The 26270-nt window shown below is 69.3% G+C and carries 24 protein-coding genes and 2 tRNA genes; 13 read left to right on the top strand and 13 right to left on the bottom strand.

The window, feature by feature from the left end:
- Positions 1 to 16: 16 nt before the first annotated feature.
- The gene (locus tag FB453_RS18775; protein WP_145791932.1) at positions 17 to 1216 is read right to left on the bottom strand and encodes a DUF418 domain-containing protein; all 1200 of its coding nucleotides are present in this window, start codon (positions 1214 to 1216) and stop codon (positions 17 to 19) included.
- A 110-nt stretch (positions 1217 to 1326) separates the two neighbouring features.
- On the opposite strand from FB453_RS18775, the gene FB453_RS18770 reads away from it, so the two are divergent.
- From FB453_RS18770 to FB453_RS18755, 3 genes are all read left to right on the top strand, one after another.
- The gene (locus tag FB453_RS18770; RefSeq protein ID WP_145791930.1) at positions 1327 to 2085 is read left to right on the top strand and encodes a TetR/AcrR family transcriptional regulator; all 759 of its coding nucleotides are present in this window, start codon (positions 1327 to 1329) and stop codon (positions 2083 to 2085) included.
- A gap of 96 nt (positions 2086 to 2181) precedes the next feature.
- Entirely contained in the window at positions 2182 to 2982 is an 801-nt protein-coding gene (locus tag FB453_RS18765) for an MBL fold metallo-hydrolase (RefSeq protein WP_112583942.1), read from the top strand.
- A gap of 456 nt (positions 2983 to 3438) precedes the next feature.
- A complete protein-coding gene (locus tag FB453_RS18755) occupies positions 3439 to 4119 on the top strand; it encodes an SMI1/KNR4 family protein (protein ID WP_145791926.1) in 681 nt (226 codons plus the stop codon).
- Positions 4120 to 4983: 864 nt separating this feature from the next.
- Here FB453_RS18755 and FB453_RS18745 read toward each other — a convergent pair.
- From FB453_RS18745 to gyrB, 6 genes are all read right to left on the bottom strand, one after another.
- Positions 4984 to 5059 (bottom strand) — tRNA-Ala (locus FB453_RS18745).
- A 41-nt stretch (positions 5060 to 5100) separates the two neighbouring features.
- Positions 5101 to 5229 carry a DLW-39 family protein gene (locus tag FB453_RS34610; RefSeq protein WP_209444550.1) on the bottom strand — a complete coding sequence of 43 codons (129 nt, stop codon included), beginning with the start codon at positions 5227 to 5229 and terminating at the stop codon, positions 5101 to 5103.
- A gap of 42 nt (positions 5230 to 5271) precedes the next feature.
- Positions 5272 to 5345 (bottom strand) — tRNA-Ile (locus FB453_RS18740).
- A 151-nt stretch (positions 5346 to 5496) separates the two neighbouring features.
- Positions 5497 to 6411, bottom strand: coding sequence for a DUF3566 domain-containing protein (locus FB453_RS18735; RefSeq protein WP_112583940.1), 915 nt, complete (start codon positions 6409 to 6411; stop codon positions 5497 to 5499).
- Between the two features lie 4 nt (positions 6412 to 6415).
- On the bottom strand, positions 6416 to 8938 hold the full coding sequence (gene gyrA / locus FB453_RS18730; protein WP_112583939.1) for a DNA gyrase subunit A: 2523 nt from the start codon (positions 8936 to 8938) through the stop codon (positions 6416 to 6418).
- A gap of 130 nt (positions 8939 to 9068) precedes the next feature.
- Complete coding sequence (gene gyrB / locus FB453_RS18725) at positions 9069 to 11015, bottom strand: DNA topoisomerase (ATP-hydrolyzing) subunit B (protein ID WP_145791924.1); 1947 nt, start codon at positions 11013 to 11015, stop codon at positions 9069 to 9071.
- Positions 11016 to 11536: 521 nt separating this feature from the next.
- On the opposite strand from gyrB, the gene FB453_RS18720 reads away from it, so the two are divergent.
- A complete protein-coding gene (locus FB453_RS18720) occupies positions 11537 to 12091 on the top strand; it encodes a hypothetical protein (protein ID WP_112583937.1) in 555 nt (184 codons plus the stop codon).
- Here FB453_RS18720 and FB453_RS18715 read toward each other — a convergent pair.
- Positions 12076 to 12564 carry a MarR family winged helix-turn-helix transcriptional regulator gene (locus FB453_RS18715; RefSeq protein WP_112732028.1) on the bottom strand — a complete coding sequence of 163 codons (489 nt, stop codon included), beginning with the start codon at positions 12562 to 12564 and terminating at the stop codon, positions 12076 to 12078. The two genes, FB453_RS18720 and FB453_RS18715, sit on opposite strands and share 16 nt — an antisense overlap.
- A gap of 125 nt (positions 12565 to 12689) precedes the next feature.
- Between FB453_RS18715 and FB453_RS18710 the strand changes: the two genes are divergently transcribed.
- Complete coding sequence (locus tag FB453_RS18710) at positions 12690 to 12917, top strand: hypothetical protein (RefSeq protein ID WP_091396532.1); 228 nt, start codon at positions 12690 to 12692, stop codon at positions 12915 to 12917.
- Positions 12918 to 12926: 9 nt separating this feature from the next.
- Here FB453_RS18710 and FB453_RS18705 read toward each other — a convergent pair whose 3' ends face one another.
- The 5 genes from FB453_RS18705 to dnaA form a co-directional block, all read right to left on the bottom strand.
- A complete protein-coding gene (locus FB453_RS18705) occupies positions 12927 to 13538 on the bottom strand; it encodes a DciA family protein (protein WP_145791922.1) in 612 nt (203 codons plus the stop codon).
- Complete coding sequence (recF, locus tag FB453_RS18700) at positions 13528 to 14661, bottom strand: DNA replication/repair protein RecF (protein ID WP_112583934.1); 1134 nt, start codon at positions 14659 to 14661, stop codon at positions 13528 to 13530. Before recF ends, FB453_RS18705 begins: the two co-directional genes overlap by 11 nt.
- A gap of 16 nt (positions 14662 to 14677) precedes the next feature.
- Positions 14678 to 15550, bottom strand: coding sequence for a phosphogluconate dehydrogenase (NAD(+)-dependent, decarboxylating) (gene gnd, locus FB453_RS18695; RefSeq protein ID WP_112583933.1), 873 nt, complete (start codon positions 15548 to 15550; stop codon positions 14678 to 14680).
- A 40-nt stretch (positions 15551 to 15590) separates the two neighbouring features.
- A complete protein-coding gene (gene dnaN / locus FB453_RS18690; RefSeq protein WP_112583932.1) occupies positions 15591 to 16724 on the bottom strand; it encodes a DNA polymerase III subunit beta in 1134 nt (377 codons plus the stop codon).
- Positions 16725 to 17500: 776 nt separating this feature from the next.
- Positions 17501 to 19444, bottom strand: coding sequence for a chromosomal replication initiator protein DnaA (gene dnaA / locus FB453_RS18685; protein WP_486480332.1), 1944 nt, complete (start codon positions 19442 to 19444; stop codon positions 17501 to 17503).
- Positions 19445 to 19952: 508 nt separating this feature from the next.
- Here dnaA and rpmH point away from each other — a divergent pair.
- The 8 genes from rpmH to FB453_RS18645 all read left to right on the top strand — a co-directional run bounded on the left by rpmH (position 19953) and on the right by FB453_RS18645 (position 26140).
- The gene (gene rpmH / locus FB453_RS18680; protein WP_007453904.1) at positions 19953 to 20090 is read left to right on the top strand and encodes a 50S ribosomal protein L34; all 138 of its coding nucleotides are present in this window, start codon (positions 19953 to 19955) and stop codon (positions 20088 to 20090) included.
- Between the two features lie 34 nt (positions 20091 to 20124).
- Entirely contained in the window at positions 20125 to 20541 is a 417-nt protein-coding gene (gene rnpA / locus FB453_RS18675) for a ribonuclease P protein component (RefSeq protein WP_145791919.1), read from the top strand.
- Complete coding sequence (yidD, locus tag FB453_RS18670; protein ID WP_091396555.1) at positions 20538 to 20834, top strand: membrane protein insertion efficiency factor YidD; 297 nt, start codon at positions 20538 to 20540, stop codon at positions 20832 to 20834. The genes rnpA and yidD overlap by 4 nt, the downstream gene beginning before the upstream one ends.
- Before the next feature lie 2 nt (positions 20835 to 20836).
- Positions 20837 to 21826, top strand: a complete 990-nt coding sequence (gene yidC / locus FB453_RS18665; protein WP_145792152.1) for a membrane protein insertase YidC — start codon at positions 20837 to 20839, stop codon at positions 21824 to 21826.
- 211 nt (positions 21827 to 22037) lie between these two features.
- The gene (locus FB453_RS18660; RefSeq protein WP_091397533.1) at positions 22038 to 22655 is read left to right on the top strand and encodes a Jag family protein; all 618 of its coding nucleotides are present in this window, start codon (positions 22038 to 22040) and stop codon (positions 22653 to 22655) included.
- 148 nt (positions 22656 to 22803) lie between these two features.
- Positions 22804 to 23514 carry a 16S rRNA (guanine(527)-N(7))-methyltransferase RsmG gene (gene rsmG, locus FB453_RS18655; RefSeq protein WP_486480339.1) on the top strand — a complete coding sequence of 237 codons (711 nt, stop codon included), beginning with the start codon at positions 22804 to 22806 and terminating at the stop codon, positions 23512 to 23514.
- A gap of 508 nt (positions 23515 to 24022) precedes the next feature.
- On the top strand, positions 24023 to 25096 hold the full coding sequence (locus FB453_RS34265; RefSeq protein ID WP_486480338.1) for a ParA family protein: 1074 nt from the start codon (positions 24023 to 24025) through the stop codon (positions 25094 to 25096).
- A gap of 27 nt (positions 25097 to 25123) precedes the next feature.
- Positions 25124 to 26140 (top strand): ParB/RepB/Spo0J family partition protein, encoded by a 1017-nt coding sequence (locus tag FB453_RS18645; RefSeq protein WP_145791912.1) that lies wholly within the window; start codon positions 25124 to 25126, stop codon positions 26138 to 26140.
- Positions 26141 to 26270: the final 130 nt, after the last annotated feature.

Below are 26270 nucleotides of genomic sequence, written 5' to 3'. Positions count from 1 at the left end.
CCGTCGGCGCCAGCGATCACGCCCGTGGCCCGTAGGTCAGGCGGCGCAGGACGATTTCGGCGGGGCCGGGCTGCTTGCGTCTGTCGAGCTGACGGGCGATCAGGACGGTGGCCAGCCAGACGGCCACCGCGATGATCAGACCGGTCACCGTGGGGCTGCCGAACCGGTTGCCGAGGGCGAGTGTGAAGGGTGCCAGGAGAACGAGCCAGGCCACCGACTGGAACAGGTATCCCGACAGGGAGCGCTGACCGAGGGCGGAGAGAGCGCCGACGACGGTGCCCGATCGGCTGGCTCTCAGGGCGATCAGGCCGAAGACAGCCACGTAACCCGGTCCGGCGAACATGCCGCTCGCCCCGTGCAGCAGCATCATCAGGCTGGCGGCCGACTCGTCGACGTGCAGCCATCCGGCACTGACCAGGGCTGCCGGGATGCCTCCGGCGACGGCGACGCCGAGGCCGAGCGCTGCGGTCCAGGTGAGCAGGGCCCGGTGCCGAGCCGGATCTTCGAGGATCCGACGGCGGGCGGCCCACATGCCCAGCCAGGCGATCATGATGAAGGGCAGGACGGTCAGCGTGTGCACCGGCCATTCGGCGAGACGATCCAGCATGGACGCGACGTAGTCGGGCGCGGCGAGAGAGTTGATGTGGCCCGACGGCAGCGGCGCCGACCCGCCCGACCGTCCGAGCATGCCGCTCACCACCATGGCGCCGATGGCCAGCACCTCGACCGCCGACAGCGCCCAGAGCACAAGCACGACGCGGTGGAACTTGTCGCTGCGGCGCAGCAGCAACACTGTCATCGCGATCCCCACGATCCCGTACGCCCCGAGGAAGTCGCCGTAGTACAGCAACGCGGCGTGCGCGAACCCGAACACGACGAGCCAGAGGTTGCGGCGCAACAGCACGGAGCGGACCTGCTGCCGGGTGGCACCGGAGGCGTCCTGGCGGCGGGCGAGCTGGACCAGCCCGTAGCCGAACATCACGGCGAAGACCGGATAGCCGCGGGCATGGACGAGTTCGAAGAGCAGGAAGTTGAGGCCACGGTCGACGCCTTCCGGCGTGGCGTCGAGGCCGGGCTCTCCGGCGAAGACGACTCCGGCGACGTTGGCCAGCGCGATGATCAGCAGCATCGCTCCCCGGGCCAGGTCCGGCGCGAGGGCACGCTCGGCGCGCAGCACCGGCCCTCTCGAAGTCCGCGGTGCGGTGTCAATGCTCATGGACGTCTCCCCGTAACTCGACTTTTAGTTTCAGGGATAAAGTATCAGTCATATACTAATGCTGTCTGTCATGATGTGGACGTAACCTTCCGGGGCGAACGTGGGAGCCCATGACCAGCGACGATTTCGTTCCGGCGCCGCTGCGCCGGCTGTGGGGGATGTCGGAGTCGTCGCGCCTCGGACGGCCCGCGTCCCTCGACGTCAACGTGGTCGTCGCCGCGGCGGTGGAGATCGCCGACCGGGACGGGCTCGACGGCGTGACGCTGCCCAAGGTCGCCAAGAGCCTCGGCTTCACGAGCATGTCGCTCTACCGGCACGTCGGCTCCAAGGATGAACTGCTCACCCTCATGGCCGACGCCGCACTGGGCCCACCGCCCGACATCGACGCCCCCGACTGGCGGGAAGGGCTGCGCCGTTGGGCCTTCGCGCACCGCGCGGTGCTTCAGCGTCGGCCGTGGTTGACGCGCGTGCCCGTCTCCGGACCACCCTCCGGGCCGCACCAGATCGCCTGGATGGAGGCCGCGCTGGCGATCATGTCCGGCACCCTCCTCGATTGGGCGCACAAGATCGGCGCAATGTCACTGATCAGCGGCTACGTGGTCCAGTCGGTACGGCAGTACAGCGAACTCGCCGAGGGCAGGGCCGACGGCCAGGGCCAGGCCGACGCCGAACGCGACTACGGCCGGGCGCTGGCGCGACTCGTCAACCCCGACCGCTTCCCCGAGACAGCCCGGCTGTTCTCCTCGACGTTGTTCGAGGCGCCACCGTCCGACACCCCCGACGAGGCGATCGCCGACGCGGACTTCGCACTCGGGCTGGACCTGATTCTCGACGGCGTCGCCGTCCGGATGGCGCGCTCCGACCCCTGACCCACGCGCGTGCGCTGGTCGGCCGTAAGTGGCGCCAGCGCCTGAGCCGCATGCCGACGGCGCATCGGGGTACCGGAGCGGCAGGAGGTGGGCACGATGGCGGAGCAACCGCAGGTGACGTTCATCGGTACCGCGACGACGGTGCTGCGGATCGGCGGCTTCACCCTGTTGACCGACCCGAACTTCCTGCACCGGGGTCAACGGGCGTACCTGGGCAAGGGGTTGTGGTCGCGCCGACGCACGGACCCGGCGCTGCGGATCGCCCAACTCCCAGAACTGGACGCGGTGGTCCTCTCCCACCTGCACGGCGACCACTTCGACCGGGTGGCCCGTCGGGAACTGGACCGCGAGCTGCCCATCGTCACCACCCCCGCCGCGGAACGCAAGCTGCGCCGCTGGGGCTTCCAGGCCGCCCAGGGCCTGCCGACCTGGTCGTCGCGAGAGCTGCACCGCGACGGTACGACAGTGCGGCTGACCTCGATGCCCGGGCAGCACGGGCCGGGCGCACTGGACCTGCTGATGCCCGACGTGATGGGCACGATGATCGACGTGGAACGCTCCGGGCGGCGGGAGTTCCGGCTCTACGTCACCGGCGACACCCTCAACCGGCCGCTGCTCACCGCCATCCCCGAACGCTACCCGGACATCGACGCGATGCTGATCCACCTTGGCGGCACGAAGGTCGCCGGAATTCTGCTCACCATGGACGCCCGCCAGGGTGCGAACCTGGTGGAGTTGGTTCGGCCGAAGCTGACCGTGCCGATCCACTACGACGACTACCCGGTGTTCCGCTCACCGCTGGCGCACTTCGTCGACGAGGCCCGCCGCCGAGGTTGGGCAAAGCAGGTACGCACCATCGCCCGTGGCGAGACCGTCCCGCTCACTCCGCCCGCCTGACCGCACTGCCGGCACGGATCGCCGGAGTACGCGAATCGCCGCCTGCCGGCGAACCGGCGGCGGCGATCATTGACAGGCGCGAAGGTCAGCTGCGGGGTTGGTGCCGTGTCTCCTACCCCGGTCGGCGCCTGCCATGCCGCCCGCTGTGTGGTCACCGCTCGTCGGAGCGGAGCGGGTCCCGGTCGGCTCGCGACCTGGTACGCCGGTTGGTCGAGGCAGTCGAGCCCGAACCGGGCTTGGTCGGCCCGTTGGTCAAGGACTACGAGTGCGTCGCTGAAGCGATCGCCGCAGCCGCCGCTTCCCCGGTGCGGGAGCCTTGAGTGCTGGTCGGCCGGAAGTACCACGGGGGAGCAGTGACCCGCGTCGCGGTTGGTCACGGCTTCCGCCAGCAGCGCGCTACGCCTTCGCGCGCCCTGCGGTACGGGCGGCTGCGGGCAGCCTTGTACTGTCCCGCCAGTGACGCGCTCCGACTGGTCAGATGTACGCGAACGGCTTGCGCGGCTGGCCGCTGCGCCCGATGCCCCTGATGTCTTTGGTTCTTCGACTCACCGTTGGGAACTTGAGCCGCCATTGAGTGCCGAGGAACTGGACGAGGCAGAGACGCAACTCCAACTGGAACTGCCCAGCGAGTACCGCTCCTTCTTGCTAGAGGCGGGGCGGGGCGGTGCAGGGCCGGCCTACGGGCTCTTTCCGATGCGTCGCCCAGACGGACGGTGGCAGTGGGAGGGTGACGGTACCGATCTGACCGACCTGGACTCGCTCAAGCTTGCCTTTCCGCACCTCGAGGCATTCAACCCTGCCGACGGTCTACCCGAGCCGCCCGACGAGGAAGACTACGACTCGCCCGAGGAGTTCAACGCGGCTGAGGACGCGTACTGGGAACAGCACGACGCCGTCGTCTTCAAGCCTGAGCATTCGGTTGGCCTGCTGTACCTGTGTCATCTCGGCTGCGCGCTGCGAGAGGCTCTCGTTGTCAGCGGTCCAGCACGAGGGCAGATGTGGGCGGACGACACCGCTGACGACGGTGGTTTCCGGCCGCTCCGCGACGACGACGGGACAACGCTCGGGTTCGGTCGTTGGTATCGGCGCTGGCTGGAAGCGGCCGAAGGTCAGGTGTCACACGGCGTCCACGCCTAGCACACTGTCCGACTCCAAGCGGATCTCTGAGGCTCGTGGGTATCAGTGCGAATGTCCAAGAATTCACGGGACTCATCAAGCGACGCGGCCATACCCTCGGCCACGTCCAGGAGCTGACCGCCGTTGACCCTCGGTTCCCGTCCCATCGGGCACGCCCCGCTCCCTAGTGGTCGCCTGCATTGCTGGCTCTCCTGCTGTACGCGCCTCTCGGATCACTGATCTCCTGTCGGCCCTCGCTCCGGCTGGTTGGACAGAGGAGTACAGGTGCTTTCGCCGGTTCTCAGCAACCAGAGCACCTGATCGGGTGCTGGCATGGGCAACGGGTCACCGAACGAGTAGACCTCCAGCTCCGCGAGCTGCCCGCTGGCAAGGAAGAGCAAGATGCCTCCGAACCACTGCCCTTCTTGATCGGGAAACTGTCCTTCTACCCGAACCGGAGTCTGTGCCGGTGAGGCGGGGAGGTTCTTGCCTTGTGGGAAGAGGTGGATGGTTCCGCATCCACATCCGCATCCGGGGCGGGCCATGGCGTCTCGCGCTTGCACGCGGAGCTCCTCGACGCCTGCGAAGTTGTGGCGGAGAAGTGCTTCCAGGACGCCGGCCTCGTTCGCGCTCAGGTGTCGTAGTGGCGGATCTGGATCTGTCACGGCAAAAGCTTAGGCGCAGGTGGCCGACAAGCGCCTTAAGCCCATCTCCGCCGTGAGCCCGCACATCCGGATGACGGCCGACACCTACGGCCACGTTTCGCCGGCGCGGGCTCGTCAGGCTGCCTCGGCCATTGACCGAATTCTCGGCCAGGAGGGGCCGCGTGACCGGCTTGGCTGTACGGATGGCTGTACTCGGACCGAGATCAACCGAGGAAGGTGCTGGTGGAGCCCAGGGGACTCGAACCCCTAACCCCTGCCTTGCAAAGGCAGTGCTCTGCCAGTTGAGCTAGGGCCCCGTGGGTGGCTTGGCGATGATCGCTCGTCGCCGAGCCGAACGTCAGCGCAGGTCGGGCGCGGTGGTCGCCTCGTGCCACAGGGCGCGCTCGTCGTTCGACGCCTTGATCTTGTTGAACACGACGGCAGCCACACCGACGACGCCAGCCAGAATCAGCAGCTTCTTGAACATGGGGCGACCCCTCGCGCTCGACTACCGTCGGACGACATGCGGTGGGGCTAGATGGAATCGAACCATCGACCTCAGAGTTATCAGCTCTGCGCTCTAACCGACTGAGCTATAGCCCCGCGTTGCGACGAGCAAGATTAACCCATCCGCTCCGTCGGCCCCAAATCGGGGTCCGCGCTTGCGAGCCAGGCCCGTCGCCGCCTGCAAAACCTACCCGAGTACGGGACGCCGGAGCGACCGCATTCCGCGGTGCCCCGGCGTCCCGGTCACTCAGTCCCGCTCGGCGAGCGTCAGCTCGATCCCGCCGACCAGGTCGGCGCAGACGTTGTAGACGAACGCGCCCAGGGTGGCCAGCGCGGTGAACAGCACCACGTTGACCAGGCCGATCAGCGCAGAGCTGAGAATCACGCCCTTGGCGGTGATCTGGAAGCCGCTGGTGCTCTGGCCGCCGCCCGCGTTGACCAGGTCACTCAGGCTCTCGTTGACGCTCTGGAACACACCCATCGCATCCAGCGCCAGGTAGAGCACCGAGGTGGCGACCACCACGACGATGAAGAGCACCACCGACACCGCGAATGCGAACTTCATCACGGACCACGGGTCGATCCGCTTGAGGTTCAGCCGGGCCCGACGCGGTCCGCGAGAGGCGGCCGAGCTGACCGACGTACGCGCCGCACGCACCGCGTCACCGACGCGGGCCGCGCCGACGGCCGACGCGTTGCCGATCCCCGGTGGCAGGCCACCGCCGCTGGCCGGGCGGCCGGCGGTGGCGGACGTACGCGCCGCGTCCGGCTGCGGCTGGGTCATCCCGGGTGTGATCCGCGGCTGGGTGCCGGTGGACCCGGTTGACGCCGCCTGACCCGGCCGGAGACCGATCGGCTGGGTGGTCGCCGGACGTGCCGAGGGTGCCGCCGCCGGACCCGGAGGATTGGCGGCGGCCGACGTCGGCGCCTCGGCGCTGGGCGTCTCGGTCTTGTCGCCGGACTCGCCATCTTCGCCCGGCTGTTCCGGCGGGGGTGTCATACCTGGAGCCCTGGTGAACTTCGGGGCAGGCGCATCGGCGGGGACCGTCGCCCGGCCCACGGCCGCGCGGCCGGTCGCTGGTGTGCCGCCCTTGGCGGCCTCCTCGTCGACCGGTTTGGCCGAGGTCCCCGAGTTCCCCGACTTCGCCTGTGTCTCCGTCATTCAACTAGTCCTGTTCGTCAGGCTCGTCGGCATTGCGAGCAATCGCCACGATAGTCACGCCGTCCGGGAGGTCCATCAGCTTGACCCCCATTGTGTTCCGGTCACGCGTACGCCGTACAGGCTTCACCGGAGTCCGAATGACACCACCGTTGCTGGTGATCGCGAACAGCTCGTCGTCCGGGTCGATCACCACCGCGCCAACCAGACCACCGCGCCGTTCGGTGATCTTTGCAGTCAACACGCCCTTACCTCCCCGGCCCTGCACCGGGTATTCCTCGATCGGGGTTCGCTTCGCGTATCCCCCGTTCGTGGCCACCAGAACGTCCAAACCTTCCCGCACGACTTCCATGGCGAGCAGGACGTCGTCGTCCGTGAAGCGCATGCCGATCACACCCGAGGTGGCCCGGCCCATCGGCCGCAGCGCCTCGTCCGAGGCGTTGAACCGGATCGCCTGTGCCTTCTTCGAGACCAGCAGCAGGTCGTTCTCCGGCGCAACCAGCGCAGCACCGACCAGCTCGTCCTCATCGCGCAGGTTGATCGCGATGATGCCGCCGGAACGGTTGGAGTCGAACTCCTCGAGCCGCGTCTTCTTCACCAGGCCGTTCTTCGTGGCCAGTACCAGATAGGGGGCTACCTGGTAGTTCGGGATCTCAATGATCTGCGCGATCTGCTCGTCGGGTAGGAAGGCGAGCAGATTGGCCACGTGTTGGCCCTTGGCTACCCTACTGGCCTCCGGCAACTCGTAGGCCTTGGCCCGGTAGACGCGGCCCTTGTTCGTGAGGAACAGGATCCAGTCGTGGGTCGAGCAGACGAAGAAGTGGCTGACGATGTCGTCCTGCCGCAGCGTGGCGCCACTGACGCCCTTACCGCCGCGCCGCTGCGAGCGGTACAGATCGACCTTGGTCCGCTTGGCGTACCCGGTGCGGGTGATCGTGACGACCACGTCCTCCCGGGCGATGAGGTCCTCCATCGAGACCTCGCCGTCGAACGGGATGATCTGCGTCCGGCGGTCGTCGCCCCACTTGGTGACGATCTCGCCCAGCTCCTCCGAGACGATCTTCCGCTGCCGCTCGGGCTTGGCGAGGATGTCCTTGAGGTCGGCAATCTCGATCTCGAGCTTCGCCAGGTCGTCGATGATCCGCTGCCGCTCCAAAGCGGCGAGCCGGCGCAGCTGCATGTCGAGGATCGCGGTCGCCTGGATCTCGTCGATCTCCAGCAGCCGGATCAGGCCCTGCCGGGCGTCGTCCACTGTCGGGGAGCGCCGGATCAGGGCGATCACCTCGTCCAGCGCGTCCAGCGCCTTACCCAGGCCGCGCAGGATGTGTGCCCGCTCCTCGGCCTTGCGCAGCCGGAACGCGGTCCGCCGGCGGATCACGTCGATCTGGTGCTCGACGTAGTAGCGGAGGAACTGGGCCAGGTTGAGCGTGCGCGGCACCCCGTCGACCAGGGCCAGCATGTTGGCGCCGAAGGTCTCCTGGAGCTGGGTGTGCTTGTAGAGGTTGTTCAGCACGACCTTCGCGACCGCGTCGCGCTTGAGCACCAGGACGATCCGCATGCCGGTACGACCGGAGGACTCGTCGCGGATGTCGGCGATGCCGGCGAGCTTGCCCTCCTTGATCAGCTCGGCGATCCGCTCGGCGAGGTTGTCCGGGTTGACCTGGTAGGGCAGTTCGCTGACGACCAGGCAGGGGCGACCCCGCTTGTCCTCCTCGACCTCCACGACGGCGCGCATCCGGATCGAGCCGCGACCGGTGCGGTACGCGTCCTGGATCGCTGTGGTGCCGACGATCAGGCCGTGGGTCGGGAAGTCCGGGCCCTTGACGATGCCGAGCAGGGCCTCGAGGGTGGTCTCCTCGTCCTCCTCCGGGTGCTCCAGGCACCACTGCACCGCCGCGCCGATCTCCCGCAGGTTGTGCGGCGGGATCTTGGTGGCCATGCCGACCGCGATGCCCTCGGAGCCGTTCACCAGCAGGTTGGGGATCCGCGACGGCAGGATGGTGGGCTCCTTGGCCCGGCCGTCGTAGTTGTCCTGCAGGTCGACGGTGTCCTCGTCGATGTCCCGCAGCATCTCCATGGCGAGGGGGTCGAGCTTGCACTCGGTGTATCGCATGGCGGCGGCCGGGTCGTTACCCGGCGAGCCGAAGTTGCCGTTGCCGTCGACCAGCGGGTAGCGCAGCGACCAGGACTGCGCCATCCGGACCAGCGCGTCGTAGATCGCCGAGTCGCCGTGCGGGTGGAACTGACCCATCACGTCGCCGACGACGCGGGAGCACTTCACGTAGCCGCGGTCCGGACGGTAGCCGGAGTCGAACATCGCGTAGAGGATCTTGCGGTGGACCGGCTTGAGGCCGTCCCGGACGTCCGGCAGCGCGCGACCGACGATGACGCTCATCGCGTAGTCGAGGTAGGAGCGCTGCATCTCCACCTCGAGCCCGACCGGTTCGATCCGGTCGTGCGCGACCACCGCGGCGATGGCCTCGGCGGGAACCTCGGGCTCGTTCGGTGTGGACTCGGGAGAATCGGTCACTGTATACCCTTATCAGACTCAGAGTCGTTTTCGTGCTGTGGATAACGGCTGTGGATACCGGCCAAGCTGTGGATAACTCTGTGGACCGCCGGATCGGCCGGGCAGTGCCCGACCGATCCGGCGCAGTCCGTCAGATGTCCAGGAACCGCACGTCCTTGGCGTTGCGCTGAATGAACGACCGGCGCGCCTCGACGTCCTCACCCATCAGCACACTGAACAACTCGTCAGCGGTCGCCGCGTCGTCGAGAGTGACCTGACGCAGGGTACGCGTCGCCGGGTTCATAGTGGTTTCCCACAGCTCGGGGTAGTTCATCTCGCCGAGGCCCTTGAAGCGCTGAATGTCGTCCGGCTTGGCGTTCGGCTTCTTCTGCTGGCGCAGCACGATCAGACCGTCACGCTCGCGGTCGGAGTACGCGTACTGGGCGTCATCGCCCTTCTTGTTCCACTTGATCTTGTAGAGCGGCGGGGCTGCCAGGTAGACGTGCCCCATCTCGACCAGCGGACGCATGAAGCGGAACAGCAGGGTGAGCAGCAGCGTCTGGATGTGCTGGCCGTCGACGTCCGCGTCGGCCATCAGCACCACCTTGTGGTACCGCAGCTTCTCCATGTCGAAGTCGTCGTGGATGCCGGTGCCCAGCGCGGTGATCAGCGCCTGAACCTCGTTGTTCTTCAGCACCCGGTCGATCCGGGCCTTCTCCACGTTGAGGATCTTGCCGCGGATCGGCAGGATCGCCTGGGTACGTGGGTCGCGACCCTGCTTGGCCGAGCCGCCGGCCGAGTCACCCTCGACGATGAACACCTCGGACTCGCGGGGGTCGGTCGACTGGCAGTCGGCAAGCTTGCCCGGCATCGAGCCGGACTCCAGCAGCGACTTGCGCCGGGCCAGCTTGCGCGCCTGCTGGGCGGCGATCCGGGCGCGGGCCGCCTGGGAGGCCTTCTGGATGATCGTCTTGGCCTCGGCCGGGTTGCGGTCGAACCAGTCGACCAGCCGGTCGTTGCAGACCCGCTGCACGAAGCTCTTCACCGGGGTGTTGCCCAGTTTGGTCTTGGTCTGGCCCTCGAACTGCGGGTTGGTCAGCTTGACCGAGATGATCGCGGCCAAGCCCTCGCGGATGTCCTCGCCGGAGAGCTTCTCGTCGCCCTTGAGCAGCTTCTTGTCGGTGCCGTACCGGTTGACCACGCTGGTCAGCGCGGACCGGAAGCCCTCCTCGTGGGTGCCGCCCTCGTGCGTGTTGATGTTGTTGGCGAAGGTGTAGACCGACTCGCCGTACGACTCGTTCCACTGCATGGCGATCTCGAGGGACATGCCCTCCTCCTCGGCCTCGAACTCGACCACCGTCTTGTGCATCGGGTTCTTGGAGGCGTTGAGGTGTCGGACGAAGTCGGCGATACCGCCGTCGTAGCGGAAGGTGACCTCGCGGGTCTTGCCGTCCTCGTCCTCAGGGACCCGCTCGTCGAGCAGGTGGATGGTGATGCCCCGGTTGAGGAAGGCCATCTCCTGCAGGCGTCGGTAGATGGTCTGGAAGTCGAAGTCGATCGTCTCGAAGACGTCGGGGTCGGGCCAGAAGGAAACCGCCGAGCCGGTGCGGTCGGTGGCCTCGCCCTTCTCCAGCGGGCTCGGCTTGGAGTTGGTGTAGTGCTGCCGCCACACCGCGCCGGACTTGTGGATCTCGACGAACATCTTGGTAGAGAGCGCGTTCACCACGGAGACACCGACGCCGTGCAGACCGCCGGAGACCGCGTACGCCTTGCCGTCGAACTTGCCACCCGCGTGCAGCACCGTCAGCGCGACCTCGACGCCCGGCTTCTTGAGCTTCGGGTGGAGGTCGACCGGGAAGCCACGGCCGTTGTCGGTGACCCGGACGCCGCCGTCGGCGAGCAGTACCACGTCGATGGTGTCGCAGTAGCCGGCCATCGCCTCGTCGACCGCGTTGTCGACGACCTCCCAGACGAGGTGGTGCAGACCGCGCTCGCCGGTGGACCCGATGTACATACCGGGCCGCTTGCGAACCGCCTCCAGCCCCTCGAGAACGGTGATCGACTCTGCGCCGTACTCCTGCTTGTCCTGCGCTGCCACCCTCGGCCACTTTCTCGCGTCAGCCGCGCCGGTAGGGCGCGTCGGGCGCGGGTTCGGCGGACAGGACGCGACGTCGGCGCGCGGACCGGCGCCGGAGATCTCCGGACAGCGGGTCGAACGCGCCGGTCGCCGCGGTTGCCCGCGGATCGCGATCGGCTCGACCCGACGTGGAGAATGAATCTGGGGCCAGCGGCCCCGTCCCACTCCCGCACCGGGTCTTCGTCTCACTGTCAATCCTACTGTGCGCGGGGGACAGAACCACCACTCGGCACCCTCAACGAGGCGGCTGAGAAGTCCATAGCCGGCAGAACCCCGCCGCCCACGACTCCCCCCACACGCCAGGCCCCCATCGCACGCGCCGCCCCGGAACGGGTTGACCCGCGGTCGGGCGGGTCGGGGGTCGCGGCCAAAGCGTCAGTGCCGTACGTTTGCGGCGCCCCGGAACCAGCCTTGATCTTTACCGGTTGGAACCGGGACGATCGACCCGATCGACCCGACACGTGCTCTTTAAGAGGTGACAGATGGGGCTGGACAACGTCGCGGTGCACTGGCCGCGTACCGGCCGCTTCTACGATCCGGTCGCGCCGGCCGAGTTCGTCGACTTCGGCGAGATCGTCGACCTGCCGCGCATCTCCGCGCCGACCGCGGCGCTGGCCGAGCTGATCGCGAAGACCGGCACCATCCGGGCGACCGCGTACACCGAGCTGGTGGATCTGCTGCTCGGCCTCGAAGGTGTGTTGTACGCCACAGACGCCGCCGCCGAGGACGAGGACCCGGTGATCGACCCGGACGGCTGCTCCTGGATCGCGAGCGGCATCGAACGGTTCGTGGCCGCGCACCGCCCGACCGGCGAGGCGGTCACCTTCGAGTCGGTGAGCACCGTGCTGCGCTCCCTGCTCGGCGACGGTCGGTTGGCCGAGCAGCAGCTGCGCTGGCTGGAGAGCCGGCTCGACGCGCTGCGCGACGAGCGCGGTGACCCGCCGCAGTGGAACTTCACCTGCGCCGAGCTGGGCGTGCTGGCCGCGTTCTACCGGCGCTGCGCCGAGCGCGGGTTCGCCGTCTACGCCGACGCCTGAGCCGCCCCGTCGGTCTCCGGGGCGGCCGGTCGGTTGGCGGCCGAGATCAGCTGCGTGAGCACCGCGTGCAGGTGTTGCAGGTCCTCGACGGGCAGCCCGAGCCGCTGCACGATCGCGGCCGGGATCAGCTCGGCCTGACTCCGCAGCGCGGCACCGCTGGCGGTGAGGGTGACGGCGAGGCTGCGCTCGTCGCTCGGGTCGCGTTCCCGGCGCAGGTAGCCGGCCGCCTCCAGTCGCTTGAGCAGCGGTGAGAGCGTGCCCGGGTCGAGCTGGAGCAGGCGACTGAGGTCGCGACCGGACAACGGTGCGTGCTGCCAGAGCGCCAACATCACCAGGTACTGCGGGTGGGTCAGCCCCATCGGCTCCAGCAGCGGCCGGTAGACGGCCACCACGCTGCGCGCGGCGACCGAGAGGGCGAAGCAGACCTGCTGCTCCAGGGCCAGCGGGTCGACGCCGTCCGGTCGTTCGCTCATCGGTTGCCCTCTCTCCGCACGGTGACTATCGTACCGATCGTTGGGACACCAACCATTGGTGCCCCAAAGGTAAGCTCGTGCGACGGGCGAGAACCGGCGAGGCGACGCGGGGAAGAGGACGGCAGATGAGCGAGGACGGCGCGATCACCAGGGCCCCGGGCGAGGGCGGCCGATTGATGCGTTGGGCCTTCCGGCACCTCGCCGGGCCGGCCGAGGGTGTGCAGGGCGCGGTGCAGGGCGGCTCTGCCGAGGCCCGCGAGGCGTGGAAACGTGACCTGGCCGAGCGCAAGCGCTTCACCCGGGAGCAGCGGGAACGCAAGCGGGCAGCCCGCGAGGCCGACCGGCGCGGCTGAACGGCCGACTCAGCCGTACGTGTCGCGCGGACCCCGGCCACGTACCCGGCGGGGGCCCTTGCCCCAGGAGGGCGCGGCCGGGCCGTGGATGTGCAGCTTGCGCACCACGTTGTGCCCGACCTCGCTGGCGATCTGCTTGAGCAGCGAGCCGGCGAGCAGCCGCAGCTGGGTGGCCCAGGCGGTCGAACGCGCCTCCACTGTCAGCTCGCCGTTCTCCAACTTCACCGGGCGACTGTTCTGCGCGACCTCCGCGCCGACGACCCGCTCCCAGGCGCCGAACACTGTGGCCTCGGCCGCCGGCTGCTGCCAGCCGCGCGCCTTCACCAGCCGGTTCAGCACGGCACTGAGCGGCTGCGGATCGCGCGGGTCGGGGCCGGGGCCGGAGTAGCCGCGCAACCGCCGCCCCGAGCCGCCGGCAGCGTCGCCGCCGCCGGGGGTACGCCGGGCGCGGGCCGCCGCCTGCCGTCGGGACAGCGCCGCGTCGAGCACCGCCCGGGCCAGCTCCGGCCCGCTGGCGGCCGCCGCCGGCTCACCGCCCGCCGACCCCTCCGCCGCCTTCGGGGTACGCGCAGCCGGGCCCTCGCCGGCCGCTGGTCGATCGGTGCCTGGCTTATCCGACACGGCGTACCGTCCCTTCGCCGACCTGGTAGCGGGTGCCGCGCAGGGCGGCCGGCACATCGTCGTCCACCGCGCAGGTGACCAGAAGCTGACTCGCCCCGCCGACCAGCTCCGCCAACCGTTCCCGGCGGCCGGTGTCCAACTCCGCGAAGACGTCGTCGAGCACCAGCACCGGCTCGATGCCGTCGGCGCGCAACAGGTCGTACCCGGCCAGCCGCAACGCGAGGGCGAACGACCACGACTCGCCGTGGCTGGCGTACCCCTTGGCGGGCAGTGGGCCGAGGCTCAGCGCCAACTCGTCGCGGTGTGGGCCGACCAGGGTGGTGCCCCGCTCGATCTCGGCGGAGCGGGACGCGGCCAGGGCCGCCGTCAGCGCCTCGGCCAGCGCGGCCCGATCGGTGGTCGGCTCGGCCAGCTCAATCGAGGGCCGGTAGGTGATGCTCGCCGCACCCCGACCGGCGGCCACCGCGTCGTACGCCTTGGCCACGTGCGGGGTGAGCGCGGCCACCAGCTCCAGGCGGCCGGCGAGCAGCTCCGCCCCGTGCTGGGCCAGGTGGGTGTCCCAGACCGCGAGGGTGCCGAGGTCGCCACCCCGGGACCCACCGGTCTTGCGTGCCAGGTACGCGGTGCGCAGTAGGGCGTTGCGCTGCTTGACGACCCGCTCGTAGTCGGCCCGCACGCCCGCGAACCGGGGTTGCCGGTTGACCAGCAGGTCGTCCAGGTAGCGGCGGCGCTCGGCCGGGTCGCCCCGGACCAGCTCAAGATCTTCCGGGGCGAAGAGCACCAGCCGGAGCGCCCCGAGCACGTCCCGGGCCCGCCGCGCCGGTGAGCGGCCCAGTCGGGCCCGGTTGGCCTTGCCGGGCACGATCTCCAGCTCGACCAGGAGTTCGCGGCCGTCGTGCACCACCGCGCAGCGGATCACCGCGGACGTGGCACCCATCCGGACCAGAGGCGCGTCGGTGGCGACCCGGTGCGAGTCCAGGGTCGCCACGTAGCCCAGCGCCTCGACGAGGTTGGTCTTGCCGACGCCGTTGGCGCCGATCAGGACGTTCGCTCCCGGCTGGAGGTCGACGGCCACCCGCTCGTACGAGCGGAAGTCGACCAGTTCCAGCCGGTGAACGTACACAGGTTGTGGATACCGCTCAGCGCTTGTGGACGGCGTGGCCACCGAACTGCTGACGCAGCGCGGAGACGGCCTTCATGGCGGGCGAGTCGTCCTGCCGCGAGGCGAACCGGGCGAACAGCGAAGCGGTGATGACGTTCAGCGGCACCGCCAGCCGGACCGCCTCGTCGACCGTCCACCGGCCCTCGCCGGTGTCCTCCGTGTAACCGCTCAGGTCGGCCAGCTCCGGGTCCTCGTCGAGCGCCCGGTCGAGCAGGTCAAGCAGCCAGGAACGGACGACGGTGCCCTCCCGCCAGGACTTGATGACGCCCGGCACGTTGGTCACCAGCTCCGAGGCGGCCATCAGCTCGTAGCCCTCGGCGTAGGCGTGCATCAGGCCGTACTCGATGCCGTTGTGCACCATCTTCGAGTAGTGCCCGGCACCGACGGGGCCGGCGTGCACGAAGCCGAACTCACCCTCCGGCTTGAGCGCGTTGAAGATCGGCATCAGACGGTCCACGTGCTCCTGGGCGCCACCGACCATCAGCCCGTAGCCGTTCTGCCGGCCCCAGACGCCGCCAGAGACCCCGACGTCCATGTAGCCGATGCCCCGCTGGTTGAGCCGCTCCGCGCGGGGCGCGTCGTCGCTGAAGCGCGAGTTGCCGCCGTCGATGATGATGTCGCCCTCGCCAAGCACCTCGGCGAGCTCGTCGATCGTGGCGTCGGTGACACCGGCGGGCACCATGACCCAGACGGCGCGCGGCGACTCAAGCTTCTCTGCCAGGCCGGCGAGGGTCGTGACGTCGCTGATCTGAGCGTTGTGGTCGAATCCGACCACCTCGTGCCCGGCCGAACGCAACCGCTCCCGCATGTTGCCGCCCATACGGCCGAGTCCTACCAGGCCGAGCTGCATGTGTTTCTACCTCCGTGGATCTGGGTGTTGCTGGGCGCGATCAGCGCGAGACGCGGATCGGCATGATGAGGTACCGGTACCCCGGAATGACCTCGCCATCCTCGCCAGCGGGAGAGATCACCGCGGGCTTGAAGGCGTCGACGAACGAGAGCACGGCCGTCTGAGCGCCCAGGTTTGCCAGACCGTCGATGAGGTACTGCGGGTTGAAGCCGATGGTCAGTGGTTCACCGGTGAAGGTAGCCTCCATCGCCTCGCTGGCCCGTGCCTCCTCGGAACCGCCGGCCTCGACCACCAGGCCGTCGGCGCTGAAGCTGAGCAGCACCGGGGTGGTCCGTTCGGCGACCAGCGCGACCCGCTTGACCACCTCGATCAGCGTGCTGACCGACACCCGGGCTGCGGCGTTGTGCGTGGCCGGGAAGAGCGACCGCACCGGCGGGTAGTTGGCGCCGTCGAGCAGCCGGCTGGTGGTACGTCGGGTGCCGCCGGCGAGGCCGACCATGCCCTCGCCCGCAGCGCCCTGGGCGAGGGCGAGCGTGACCTCGCCGCCCAGCGGACCGAGGGCCTTGGCGGTGTCGTTCAGGGTGCGTGCCGGCACCAGGGCGTTGATGCTCACCTCGGGGTCGTCCGGCCGCCACTGGATCTCGCGCAGCGCCAACCGGTAACGGTCGGTGGCGAGCATCGACAGGGTGTCACCCGACAGCTCGACGCGGACGCCGGTCATCATCGGCAGCGTCTCGTCGCGACCGGCGGCGATGGCCACCTGGGCCACCGCGGTGGCGAACGCCGCGGCGTCGACAGTGCCGGCGCTCTGCGGCATCTCGGGCAGCGCGGGGTAATCCTCCACCGGCATGGTGGGCAGGGTGAACCGGGCGCTGCCGCAGACCAGCTCGAGGTGCGCGCCGACCGCGGCGATGTCGACCGGCTTGGCCGGCAACGCCTTGGTGATCTCGGCGAGCAGGCGGCCGGAGACGAGCGCGGCGCCGTCGGCGTCGCCCTGCACCTCGACGGTCACCTGGCTGGAGACCTCGTAGTCGAACCCGGAGACCCGCAGGTTGCCGTCGGTGACGCGAAGCATCACCCCGGCGAGCACCGGTACGGATGGCCGGTTGGGCAGGCTCTTCGCGGTCCACGCCACAGCCTCGGCGAGCGCGTCGCGCTCCACTCGGAACTTCATCAATGCCTCCGCGTCGACGTCAGCGACAACTCTCTCATGCCGACCGCTGCCTACCGTCCCGCCCGACCGTGCGGGTACCCATCGCACCTTAGGGCGCGGGGACATCGGCTGTGCGCCCGACCCCATGGATCGTGTCGATGCTGACCGGTTGATCCGACAGCGTTCGGCCCGATCCACAGAAAGCCCAACGGTGATGATTGGTTTTTGTTCTCTTAGAAGAGATAACTCATCGTCTTCATCGCACCTGTGCAAACTGTGGAAAACCGAGGTCTGCGCAGGTCAGACAGGTTATCCACCGGTGATTTAGCTGTGGAGAACCGGGGGTACAACCGGCTCGTGTGTCCACAGCCCGGCGACGACGGCCGGTTGTCCACCGTTGTCCACCGGTTGTCCACCGGTAATCCACCGACTTTCTCCCCAAGCCTGTGGATCGCGGGGAAGATCACCATTGCCGTCATCCCCAGAACCTTCAACAGCTCGTACACAGGTTGATGATGATCGGTGGATAACCTGACGGTCGTCCCCAGGCGTCCACAGCTTCGTACACAGGGTTTCTCCACAGCCTGTGGGTAACTGGCGGAGGACGGACCGTAGTTATCCACCGACGGTGGATAACGAGCTGTGGACAACGAGTGGGGATCGAGGCGGTCACGGCCTCAATGCTGTGGTCTCCACCATGTCGAGAGTCCAGCTGACTGACCCAAAAAGAACGCCCGACCGGCGATCCGGTCGGGCGTGTCCTGCGGCTGTGCGCCGCGCGACGGCGGTCGTACGCCTCAGCTGTTCTGCTTGATGCGGTTGGTCAGCTCGGCGATCTGGTTGTACAGCGAGCGGCGCTCCGCCATCTGCTGACGAATCTTGCGGTCGGCGTGCATCACAGTGGTGTGGTCCCGGCCACCGAACGCCTGCCCGATCCGGGGCAGCGACAGCTCGGTCAACTCCCGACACAGGTACATCGCCACCTGGCGGGCGTTGACCAGCACCCGGGACCTGGACTGGCCGCGCAGATCCTCCAGGCTCACCCCGAAGTAGTCAGCGGTCGAGGCCATGATCTGGTCAGCGTTGATCTCCGGACCGGCGCCGTCGGGCATGAAGTCCCGAAGCACCTCCTCGGCCAGCGACAGCTCGACTGTCGACCTGGTCAGGCTGGCGAACGCGGTCACCCGGATCAGCGCGCCCTCCAGCTCCCGGATCGAGTTCGACACCCGAGAGGCGATGAACTCCAACACGTCAGGCGGGGCGTACATCCGCTCCTGCGCCGCCTTCTTCTGCAGGATCGCGATCCGGGTCTCCAGATCCGGTGGCTGGATGTCGGCCAGCAGCCCCCACTCGAACCGGGTTCGCATCCGGTCCTCGAGGGTCGCGAGCTGGCGCGGCGACCGGTCGGAGGTGATCACGATCTGCTTGTTGGCGTTGTGCAGCGTGTTGAAGGTGTGGAAGAACTCCTCCTGGGTGCGCTCGCGGTTCTCCAGGAACTGGATGTCGTCGATCAACAGGATGTCGACGTCGCGGTAGCGCCGCTGGAACGCGCTGGTCTTGTCGTCCCGGAGCGAGTTGATGAAGTCGTTGGTGAATTCCTCGGTCGAGACGTACCGGACCGAGCGGGCGTTGCCGAGTGTCGTGGCGTAGTGCCCGATGGCGTGCAACAGGTGCGTCTTGCCCAACCCGGAGTGCCCGTAGATGAACAGCGGGTTGTACGCCTTGGCCGGTGACTCCGCCACCGCCACGCTCGCCGCGTGGGCGAAGCGGTTGGACGAGCCGATGACGAACGTCTCAAACATGTACTTCGGATTGAGCCGGTTGCCACCGGTGTCGGCACCGGGCAACCGACGGTCGTCGCGGCCACCGGCGCGATGGTCCACCGCGCTGCGACCCGGACCGCTGTCCGTTCCGCTGTCCCGGGGCAACGAGCGGATCACGTGCTGGTCGCGCGGTGACGCCGAGTCGTCCCGGTAGCGGGGCTCGTAGGGCCGGGTGTCGGGGCCGGACGGGTCCAGGCGGGCGGCCTGCTCGTCGTAGCCGCGCCGGTCCGGACCCGGCCGGGAGGGCCGCAGGGGCTCCGCGAAGGCAGCGCTGAACAGCGCCTCCTGCCCGTCCCTGCTGGCGGGAATCAACCCGGCGCGATGCCCGTCGACGGGCAGCGCGAGTGGCGGACCCGCGGGCGCGGGCGGCGGACCCGGATCGGGGGTACGCGGCGCGGCTGACTGCTCAGGGATCATCGCGTCGGCGGACGGTCGAGCGCCCTGGTCGTCGTCGAACGCCATACCCGGACCGTCGATGTCGAGCTGCCCGGTCTCCGGGGCGCTGCGGTAGACGGTGCCGGCCGGTCGGCCGGTGGCGTCCTCGGCCACCCGAACGGTGACCGCAACCTGGATCGGTCGGCCCAGCCGGCGGGTGAGCGCCTCGGTGATCGCCGGGCGCAGCCGTGACTCGATCACGTCGCGGGTGAACGCGTCCGGAACGGAGAGCAGTGCGGTGTCCTCGACGATCGCTCGCAGCCGGGTCAGTCGGAGATAGGCACGCTGCTGGGCGGAGATGATCTCGTCGGCGAGCTCGTCGGTCGCCGCTAACCACACTGCGGCAAGGTCGGTCGTACCGGCCACCGTCGTGCCACCCCCTCGCTTCTGCTCCCGGCCGCCGCTGTCTGCCAGCCGGCCGTCCCGGGCCCGCCGCGTTCGCGGGTGGAACAACACCCACCCGGACGGTCGACCGGTGGTCATCCACAAGTTATCCACAGCCTGTGTACCGACCGATTGTGGCCGCCGCCGGGCGCGGGTGGGACCTGCCCCTGCCTGAACGGGCGCTGAAGCGGGTTCACCGTGCCGAACGATTCACTGCCATGTCCGGTCTTGCCTGCGCGACGACCGGAGCTTCCGACGCTCACCGCAATCGGGCACGGTAACAGCGTTGTCCCTGCGCCATCAACCGGCGACGCGGCGGCGCCCTTGTCGGCATCAGCGAAAACCGCCCTTCGGCCTCGGGCGCGTCCCGTTGTCCCCTGCTCGAGGTGTTTGACGGTCATTGCCCCCCTGCGTAGGCTGGAACGGCTGCTTTCTCGCCCTCTGCTAGGGTGATGGGTGCTTGCTGTCCGCGGTCGCATCCCCGCATCGCCGAGGTCCCGCTCCGCCGGACAGCACCGATCGTGGGCCACCGTCGAGGTGGCCTGGACCACCACACGACCCCGGCGATCCCGTCGCGCGGGGCGCGTACGAAAACGGAGAGCCTGACGTGAGCAAGCGCACCTACCAGCCGAACAACCGCCGGCGCGCGAAGACCCACGGCTTCCGGCTGCGCATGCGCACCCGTGCCGGCCGTGCCATCCTGTCGAGCCGTCGCGCCAAGGGTCGCACCACCCTGTCGGCCTGAGCCGACCGGGCCGGTCCAGGGGACGTGGGCAGTCGTGCTGGCCGCCGCACAGCGACTGCGGCGCAGCACTGACTTCGCCGCAGCGGTTCGTGGTGGCCGACGCGCCGGACGTGGCGCCGTCGTGGTCCACCTCACCGTGCCGGTGACCGTCGACCCCAGCACACCGACCTCGCCGGAGCCGGTACGGGACAACAGTGCGGAGCAGTCGTCCGTGCCGTCCCGTGCCGGCTTCGTCGTGTCCAAGGCGGTCGGTAACGCGGTGATCCGTAACCGGGTCCGGCGCCGACTGCGGGCGCTGGTCCGGGAACGGTTGACCGACCTGCCCGCCGGCAGCACCCTGGTCGTCCGGGCGCTCCCCGCCGCGGCGCAGGCGTCGTATCCTCGGCTCGCCACCGACCTGGACGCCGCCATCGCGGTCGCCCAGTCGCCGCGCGAACGACGGTCCCGATGAGCGGCACCGAGCAGAGCAGCCCACGGCCGTCGACAACCGGTGCCAAGGTGCTGATCGCGCCCATCATCGCGTACCGTCGGTGGATAAGTCCGGCACTGCCGGCTCGCTGTCGGTTCTACCCGTCGTGCAGTGCGTACGCCCAGGAGGCGGTCGTTCGGCATGGCGCGCTCCGGGGAGCCGTGCTGGCGGCCCGGCGGTTGTTGCGCTGCCACCCCTTTCACCCTGGTGGATATGACCCGGTGCCGGAGCCGGGCGGCCGCCGTCGTGCTGATGTGACTGGAGCCCCGAATTGAGTCTGAGTCTCGACTGGATCTACTACGCGATTTCGTGGATCCTGCTGACCTGGCACTCTGCCTGGGACGCCATCGGGGTGCCCGTCGGCGCGGTGATCGGCACCAACTTCGCCTGGATCCTCTCCATCATCTTCCTGGTGGTCACCGTCCGGGTGATCCTGTTCCCCGTCTTCGTCAAGCAGATCAAGTCGCAGCGGGCGATGCAGGCGCTCCAGCCCAAGGTCAAGGAGCTTCAGGAGAAGCACAAGGGTGACCGGGAGACGCTCCAGAAAGAAATGATGGAGCTGTACAAGAAGGAGAAGGCCAACCCGCTTATGGGTTGCCTTCCGATGTTCCTTCAGATCCCGGTCTTCCTGGGCCTCTTCCACGTGCTGCGCCGGCTCGACCCGGACAAGCGGAACCAGACCCTCTACGGCTGGACCGCCGACCAGTTCCAGAGCGCCTCGCAGGCGAAGCTCTTCACCGCCCCGATCGCCGGCAAGTTCGGCTCCACTGCCGACGAGCTCGCCAGCCTCGGCGCCAACGGCAGCACCGTGAAGATCATTGCTGGTGTCCTGGTCCTGGTCATGATCGCCACCACCTACCTCACCAGCCGTCAGATGATCCTCAAGACCGGCTGGGCCGAGGACCCGCAGCAGCGGATGATCCAGCGACTGATGCTCTACGGCATCCCCGCGTCGCTGCTGATCTCCGGCGCGATCTTCCCGATCGGCGTCATCATCTACTGGGTCACCAACAACCTCTTCACCCTCGGCCAGCAGCAGTGGGTGCTGCGGAAGTTCCCGCCGCCGGTGACCGCCAAGAAGGCCGTCGCGCCCGCCGCCAGCCGTAACCCGGTGCAGCCGGCCAAGGCCGGTGGCCTGTTCGGTCGTGGCAAGACTGCCCCGCCGGCACCGGTCAAGGCGGCCGCGCCCAAGGTGGCCGGGCCGAAGCCGGGCGCCAAGCCGGTGAACAACCCGAAGAAGAGCCGCCCCGCCAAGCGGCAGGGCTGACCTGCGAGGGCCGCCGCCGGATCACCGGCGGCGGCCGTTCCGCACCGCGCAGCCGCCGTACGGCCGACGCCGGGCGGAACCGACCGCGCACCGCGCGGCCACGGGCGACACTGCCCGTACAGACGTGCCCGTGGGCACCGGCGACCTCCCGCCGGCCCCGGGAAACCAGTCGGACCCGACGGTCCGGCCGAGCGAGTACGGAGATGAGACCGTGACCGAGACCAGCATCCCCCGCGCTGAGCAGTCCCTGGACGAGGAGGAGACCGCCACGCTCGCGGTGGACGGCGACGACACCGAAGCCGACGACACAGAGGCGGACGACGACACCGACACCGCCGCTGGCACCCGGGTGAAGAAGGCTGTGGGCGAGGGCGACCTGTTCCGGCAGAGCGAGATCGCCGCCGACTACGTCGAGGGTCTGCTCGACATCCTCGACTACGACGGCGACATCGACGAGTTGGTCGCCGCCGGCCGTCCGATGGTCGAGGTGGTCGGTGAGCGGCTGCAGAATCTGGTCGGTCAGCGCGGGGCCACCCTGGAGGCGCTCCAGGAACTGACCCGCCTTGCCGTCTTCCGGCAGACCGGTACGCCGAGCCGTCTGCTGCTCGACGTCGGTGGCTACCGGGCGAACCGCCGCAAGGAACTCGCCGCGGTCGCCAAGAACGCCGTCGAGAAGGTCAAGGAGTACGGCGAGCCGGTCCGCCTGGAGGCGATGTCCGCGTTCGAGCGCAAGTGCGTGCACGACGTCGTCAACGCCATGTCCGGCGTGGCGAGCGAGTCCGAGGGTGTGGAGCCGAACCGGCGCATCGTCGTACGGCCGGCGGACTGACCGGGTGACCCACGACGACATCACGGCCGACGCCGTGTCCGGCCCGGGCGGCACGCCGCCCGGGCCGTCCGCTGTCCGCCCCGCCACCGTCGACGCCGATGCCGAATCGACCGGGCGTGACGCCGCCCCGTCACCGGCCGACGCGGCGTTGCCGCCCGAGCTGGCCCCGGCCGCGCTGACCCTCTTCGGTGACCGTCTCGACCTGGCCGCCGCGTACGCCGAACTGCTGGCCACCGACGGGGTGGTCCGCGGCCTGATCGGCCCCCGGGAGGCGCCCCGCATCTGGGACCGGCACCTGCTCAACTGCGCCGCGGTCGCCGAGCGGATCCCGTCCGGCGCGACGGTGCTCGACGTCGGCTCCGGCGCCGGTCTGCCGGGTCTCGTCCTGGCCATCGCCCGTCCCGACCTCACGGTCACCCTGATCGAGCCGCTGGCCCGGCGGACGTCGTTCCTGATCGAGGTCGTCGAGCGACTGGGTCTGGCCAGGTCGGTGCGGGTGTTCCGTGGCCGGGCCGACGAGGCGGCCAGCGGGTCGAGCGGCCGGGAGCCGATCAGCGGAGATGTGGTGACCGCGCGCGCGGTCGCGCCCCTGGATCGGCTCGCGGGCTGGAGTCTTCCCCTGGCGGTTCGCGGTGGTCGACTGCTGGCGCTCAAGGGCTCGTCCGCCGCGGCCGAGATCGAGGAGCACGCCGAGGTGGTCGCGCGACTCGGCGGCGGGGAGCCGGCCGTGCAGCTCTGCGGCGTCGGGGTGATCGATCCGCCCACCACGGTCGTGGAGATCGTGCGCGAGCGGATGGTCGGCCCGCCCCGGCCGGCGGCCAAGAAGCGCGCCCGGGGTGGACGCTCCCGCCGAGGTTGACACTTCGCGCCATCGGGCTTCCGGCCGGTGGGTTGCCTCGTTGTACCGGTACGGATGGACGAGGGGATGAGAACCCGACGTGGACCGGCCGCGCCCGTCCGCCGTAGGCTGACCGCGCGTCGATAGTGTGGAGCGGGTGACGGACGTCGCGGGTCTCCGACCGCTCCCGCGGGCCGTACGCTCCGGGTTGCGGGCGTGGATGCGGCCAAGTTGACCGGGGCGCGGACCGACCATCCGAAGCGGGCAGGGATGACAGGTGCATGACGACGGCAGGTACGACGATCCACGCGTGACCGGGTCGACCAGCGATCCCGTTTCACGTGAAACCGACTACCCGAGCTGGTCGCCCGGCGCGACCGGGCCATCGAGCCGACCTACCGACAGCGACCCGCCGGCACCGCTCGACCCCTCGTCGGGTGCCGGGCGGCCGGAGGGCTCGGCCGTTCCGGAGCCGGCGAGTGGTCGTCGGACGCCGGAGGCGTCGAGTCGACCGGTCAACGCCGCCGAGGTGCGGTCGACCTCGGGCCGCCGCAACACCGCCGCTGCGGTTCGCTTCGAGCCGGCCGTCCCGCACCAACCCACCGCGGCGGCCGCTCGGGACGCCGCGCCGGCGGTCGCCGACGCACCGGTCGCTTCGACCGAGTCGTTGGCCGCCGTGGCGGCCGATCCCACGTACGTTTCACGTGAAACCCCGACGCGCGAAGAGGATGACCCACCGTTGGCTATGGAGGCGATGCGCGCCGTGCAGATCCTGAATCCCAGTGGCGAGGTGACCATGCCTCGGCCGGACCGGACCCGGGTCATGTGCGTCGCCAACCAGAAGGGTGGCGTGGGTAAGACCACCACCACCGTCAACCTTGCGGTGGCGCTCGCCCTGCACGGCAACCGGGTGCTCGTGGTCGACCTCGACCCGCAGGGCAATGCCTCGACCGGGCTCAACGTCCCACACCACACCGGAATCCCCGACGTGTACGACTGCCTGATCAACAGCGTGCCGCTGGCCGAGGTGGCACAGGCGGTCGAGGGCATCCCCAACCTCTGGTGCGTACCCGCGACCATCGACCTGGCCGGCGCGGAGATCGAGCTGGTGTCGGTGGTTGCCCGGGAGTCGCGCCTGGACCGGGCGATCGCCGCCTACCCGGGCGAGTTCGACTACGTCTTCATCGACTGCCCGCCCTCGCTCGGCCTGCTCACGGTCAACGCTCTGGTTGCCGCGCAGGAGGTGCTGATCCCGATTCAGTGCGAGTACTACGCGCTGGAAGGGCTCAACCAGCTGATCAACAACATCAACCTGGTACGCCAGCACCTCAACCCGAAGCTCGACGTCTCCACCATCCTGCTGACCATGTACGACCGTCGCACCCGGTTGGCCGACGCCGTCGAGCAGGACGTCCGGAACCACTTCGGTGACAAGGTTCTCCAGGCGGTCATCCCCCGCAACGTCCGGGTCTCCGAGGCGCCGAGCTACGGCCAGTCGGTGATGACCTACGATCCCGGTTCGCGGGGGGCCACAAGTTACTTCGAGGCCGCCCAGGAGATCGCCGAGCGAGGCGTCAAGGAGCCGGTGGGCCGGAATGCGTAGTGCGGACGAATCGCTGGGAGGCGTGGCATGAAGAACCGTCCTCGGGGCGGTCTGGGTAGGGGCCTGGGGGCGCTGATCCCGACCGGGCCGGCGCCGGCTGCCGCTGGCACCGCGACGGCCGAGCCGGAGAACGAGCACCTGGACGACGCGGGCACCGTCGCTGTCGCCGCGGTGCCGGCCGGAGCGCCGGTCCGTGAGCCGGAACCCGTGCTCAGCCCGGTGCCCGGTGCGCGATTCGCCGAGATCCCGGTCGACGCGATCATGCCCAACCCGAAGCAGCCCCGCCAGGTCTTCGATGAGGAGGCGCTGGAGGAGCTGAAGACCTCGATCCAGGAGGTCGGCTTCCTGCAGCCCATCGTCGTTCGGCAGCTCGACGATGAGAAGTACGAACTGGTGATGGGCGAGCGGCGCTGGCGGGCCGCCCAGGCGGTGGGGCGGGAGAGCATCCCGGCGATCGTCCGGGACACTCGTGACGACGCCATGCTCCGCGACGCCCTGCTGGAGAACATCCACCGGGCGAACCTGAACCCGTTGGAAGAGGCCGCCGCCTACCAGCAACTGCTGGAGGAGTTCGGCGCCACCCACGAGGAGTTGGCCCGCCGGATCGGCCGGAGTCGCCCGCAGATCTCCAATACGATCCGACTGCTGAACCTGCCCGCACAGGTGCAGCGCCGGGTTGCCGCCGGCATCCTGTCGGCGGGGCACGCCCGCGCCCTGCTGAGCCTCGACGAGGCGGAGGCGCAGGAACAGTTGGCCCTGCGGATCGTGGCCGAGGGACTGTCGGTTCGGGCGACCGAGGAGATCGTGGCCTTGGCACTCAACGACGGGCCGGCGAAGGGTCAGGCAGCGAAGCGGCGACCCAAGGCGCACGCGCCGGCCCTGACCGATCTCGCCGATCGGCTGTCGGACCGGTTCGACACCCGGGTGAAGGTCGACATCGGCCGGAGCAAGGGCAAGATCACCATCGAGTTCGCGACGGTGGACGACCTTGAGCGGATCGTCGGGATCATCGGAGTGCAACAGGAGGAGAGCGGGGAGGACTGACCCCGCCCGCTCGCCCACGGCCGCGCTACCCCACCCGAAGCGCGGCCGTTCTGCATCCGGGGTCGTCGCGGTTTCACGTGAAACCGGCGGTGGCCCTGATTTCGAGATCGGCATGACCCGTGGACCGTCG

The sequence above is a fragment of the Micromonospora sp. CNZ322 genome (assembly GCF_007827755.1).
The sequence above is the reverse complement of the archived record's forward strand: the minus strand, read 5'-3'. Positions and strand labels throughout refer to the sequence as shown.

What these genes read in the sequence shown, in the direction of transcription:
- FB453_RS18775 (WP_145791932.1), bottom strand. Translation starts at nt 1,216, where the DNA reads ATGAGCATTGACACCGCACCGCGGACTTCGAGAGGGCCGGTGCTGCGC.
- FB453_RS18770 (WP_145791930.1), top strand. Translation starts at nt 1,327, where the DNA reads ATGACCAGCGACGATTTCGTTCCGGCGCCGCTGCGCCGGCTGTGGGGG.
- FB453_RS18765 (WP_112583942.1), top strand. Translation starts at nt 2,182, where the DNA reads ATGGCGGAGCAACCGCAGGTGACGTTCATCGGTACCGCGACGACGGTG.
- FB453_RS34610 (WP_209444550.1), bottom strand. Translation starts at nt 5,229, where the DNA reads ATGTTCAAGAAGCTGCTGATTCTGGCTGGCGTCGTCGGTGTGGCTGCC.
- FB453_RS18735 (WP_112583940.1), bottom strand. Translation starts at nt 6,411, where the DNA reads ATGACGGAGACACAGGCGAAGTCGGGGAACTCGGGGACCTCGGCCAAA.
- FB453_RS18720 (WP_112583937.1), top strand. Translation starts at nt 11,537, where the DNA reads ATGGGGCTGGACAACGTCGCGGTGCACTGGCCGCGTACCGGCCGCTTC.
- FB453_RS18715 (WP_112732028.1), bottom strand. Translation starts at nt 12,564, where the DNA reads ATGAGCGAACGACCGGACGGCGTCGACCCGCTGGCCCTGGAGCAGCAG.
- FB453_RS18710 (WP_091396532.1), top strand. Translation starts at nt 12,690, where the DNA reads ATGAGCGAGGACGGCGCGATCACCAGGGCCCCGGGCGAGGGCGGCCGA.
- gnd (WP_112583933.1), bottom strand. Translation starts at nt 15,550, where the DNA reads ATGCAGCTCGGCCTGGTAGGACTCGGCCGTATGGGCGGCAACATGCGG.
- dnaN (WP_112583932.1), bottom strand. Translation starts at nt 16,724, where the DNA reads ATGAAGTTCCGAGTGGAGCGCGACGCGCTCGCCGAGGCTGTGGCGTGG.
- dnaA (WP_486480332.1), bottom strand. Translation starts at nt 19,444, where the DNA reads ATGACCACCGGTCGACCGTCCGGGTGGGTGTTGTTCCACCCGCGAACG.
- yidD (WP_091396555.1), top strand. Translation starts at nt 20,538, where the DNA reads ATGAGCGGCACCGAGCAGAGCAGCCCACGGCCGTCGACAACCGGTGCC.
- FB453_RS18645 (WP_145791912.1), top strand. Translation starts at nt 25,124, where the DNA reads ATGAAGAACCGTCCTCGGGGCGGTCTGGGTAGGGGCCTGGGGGCGCTG.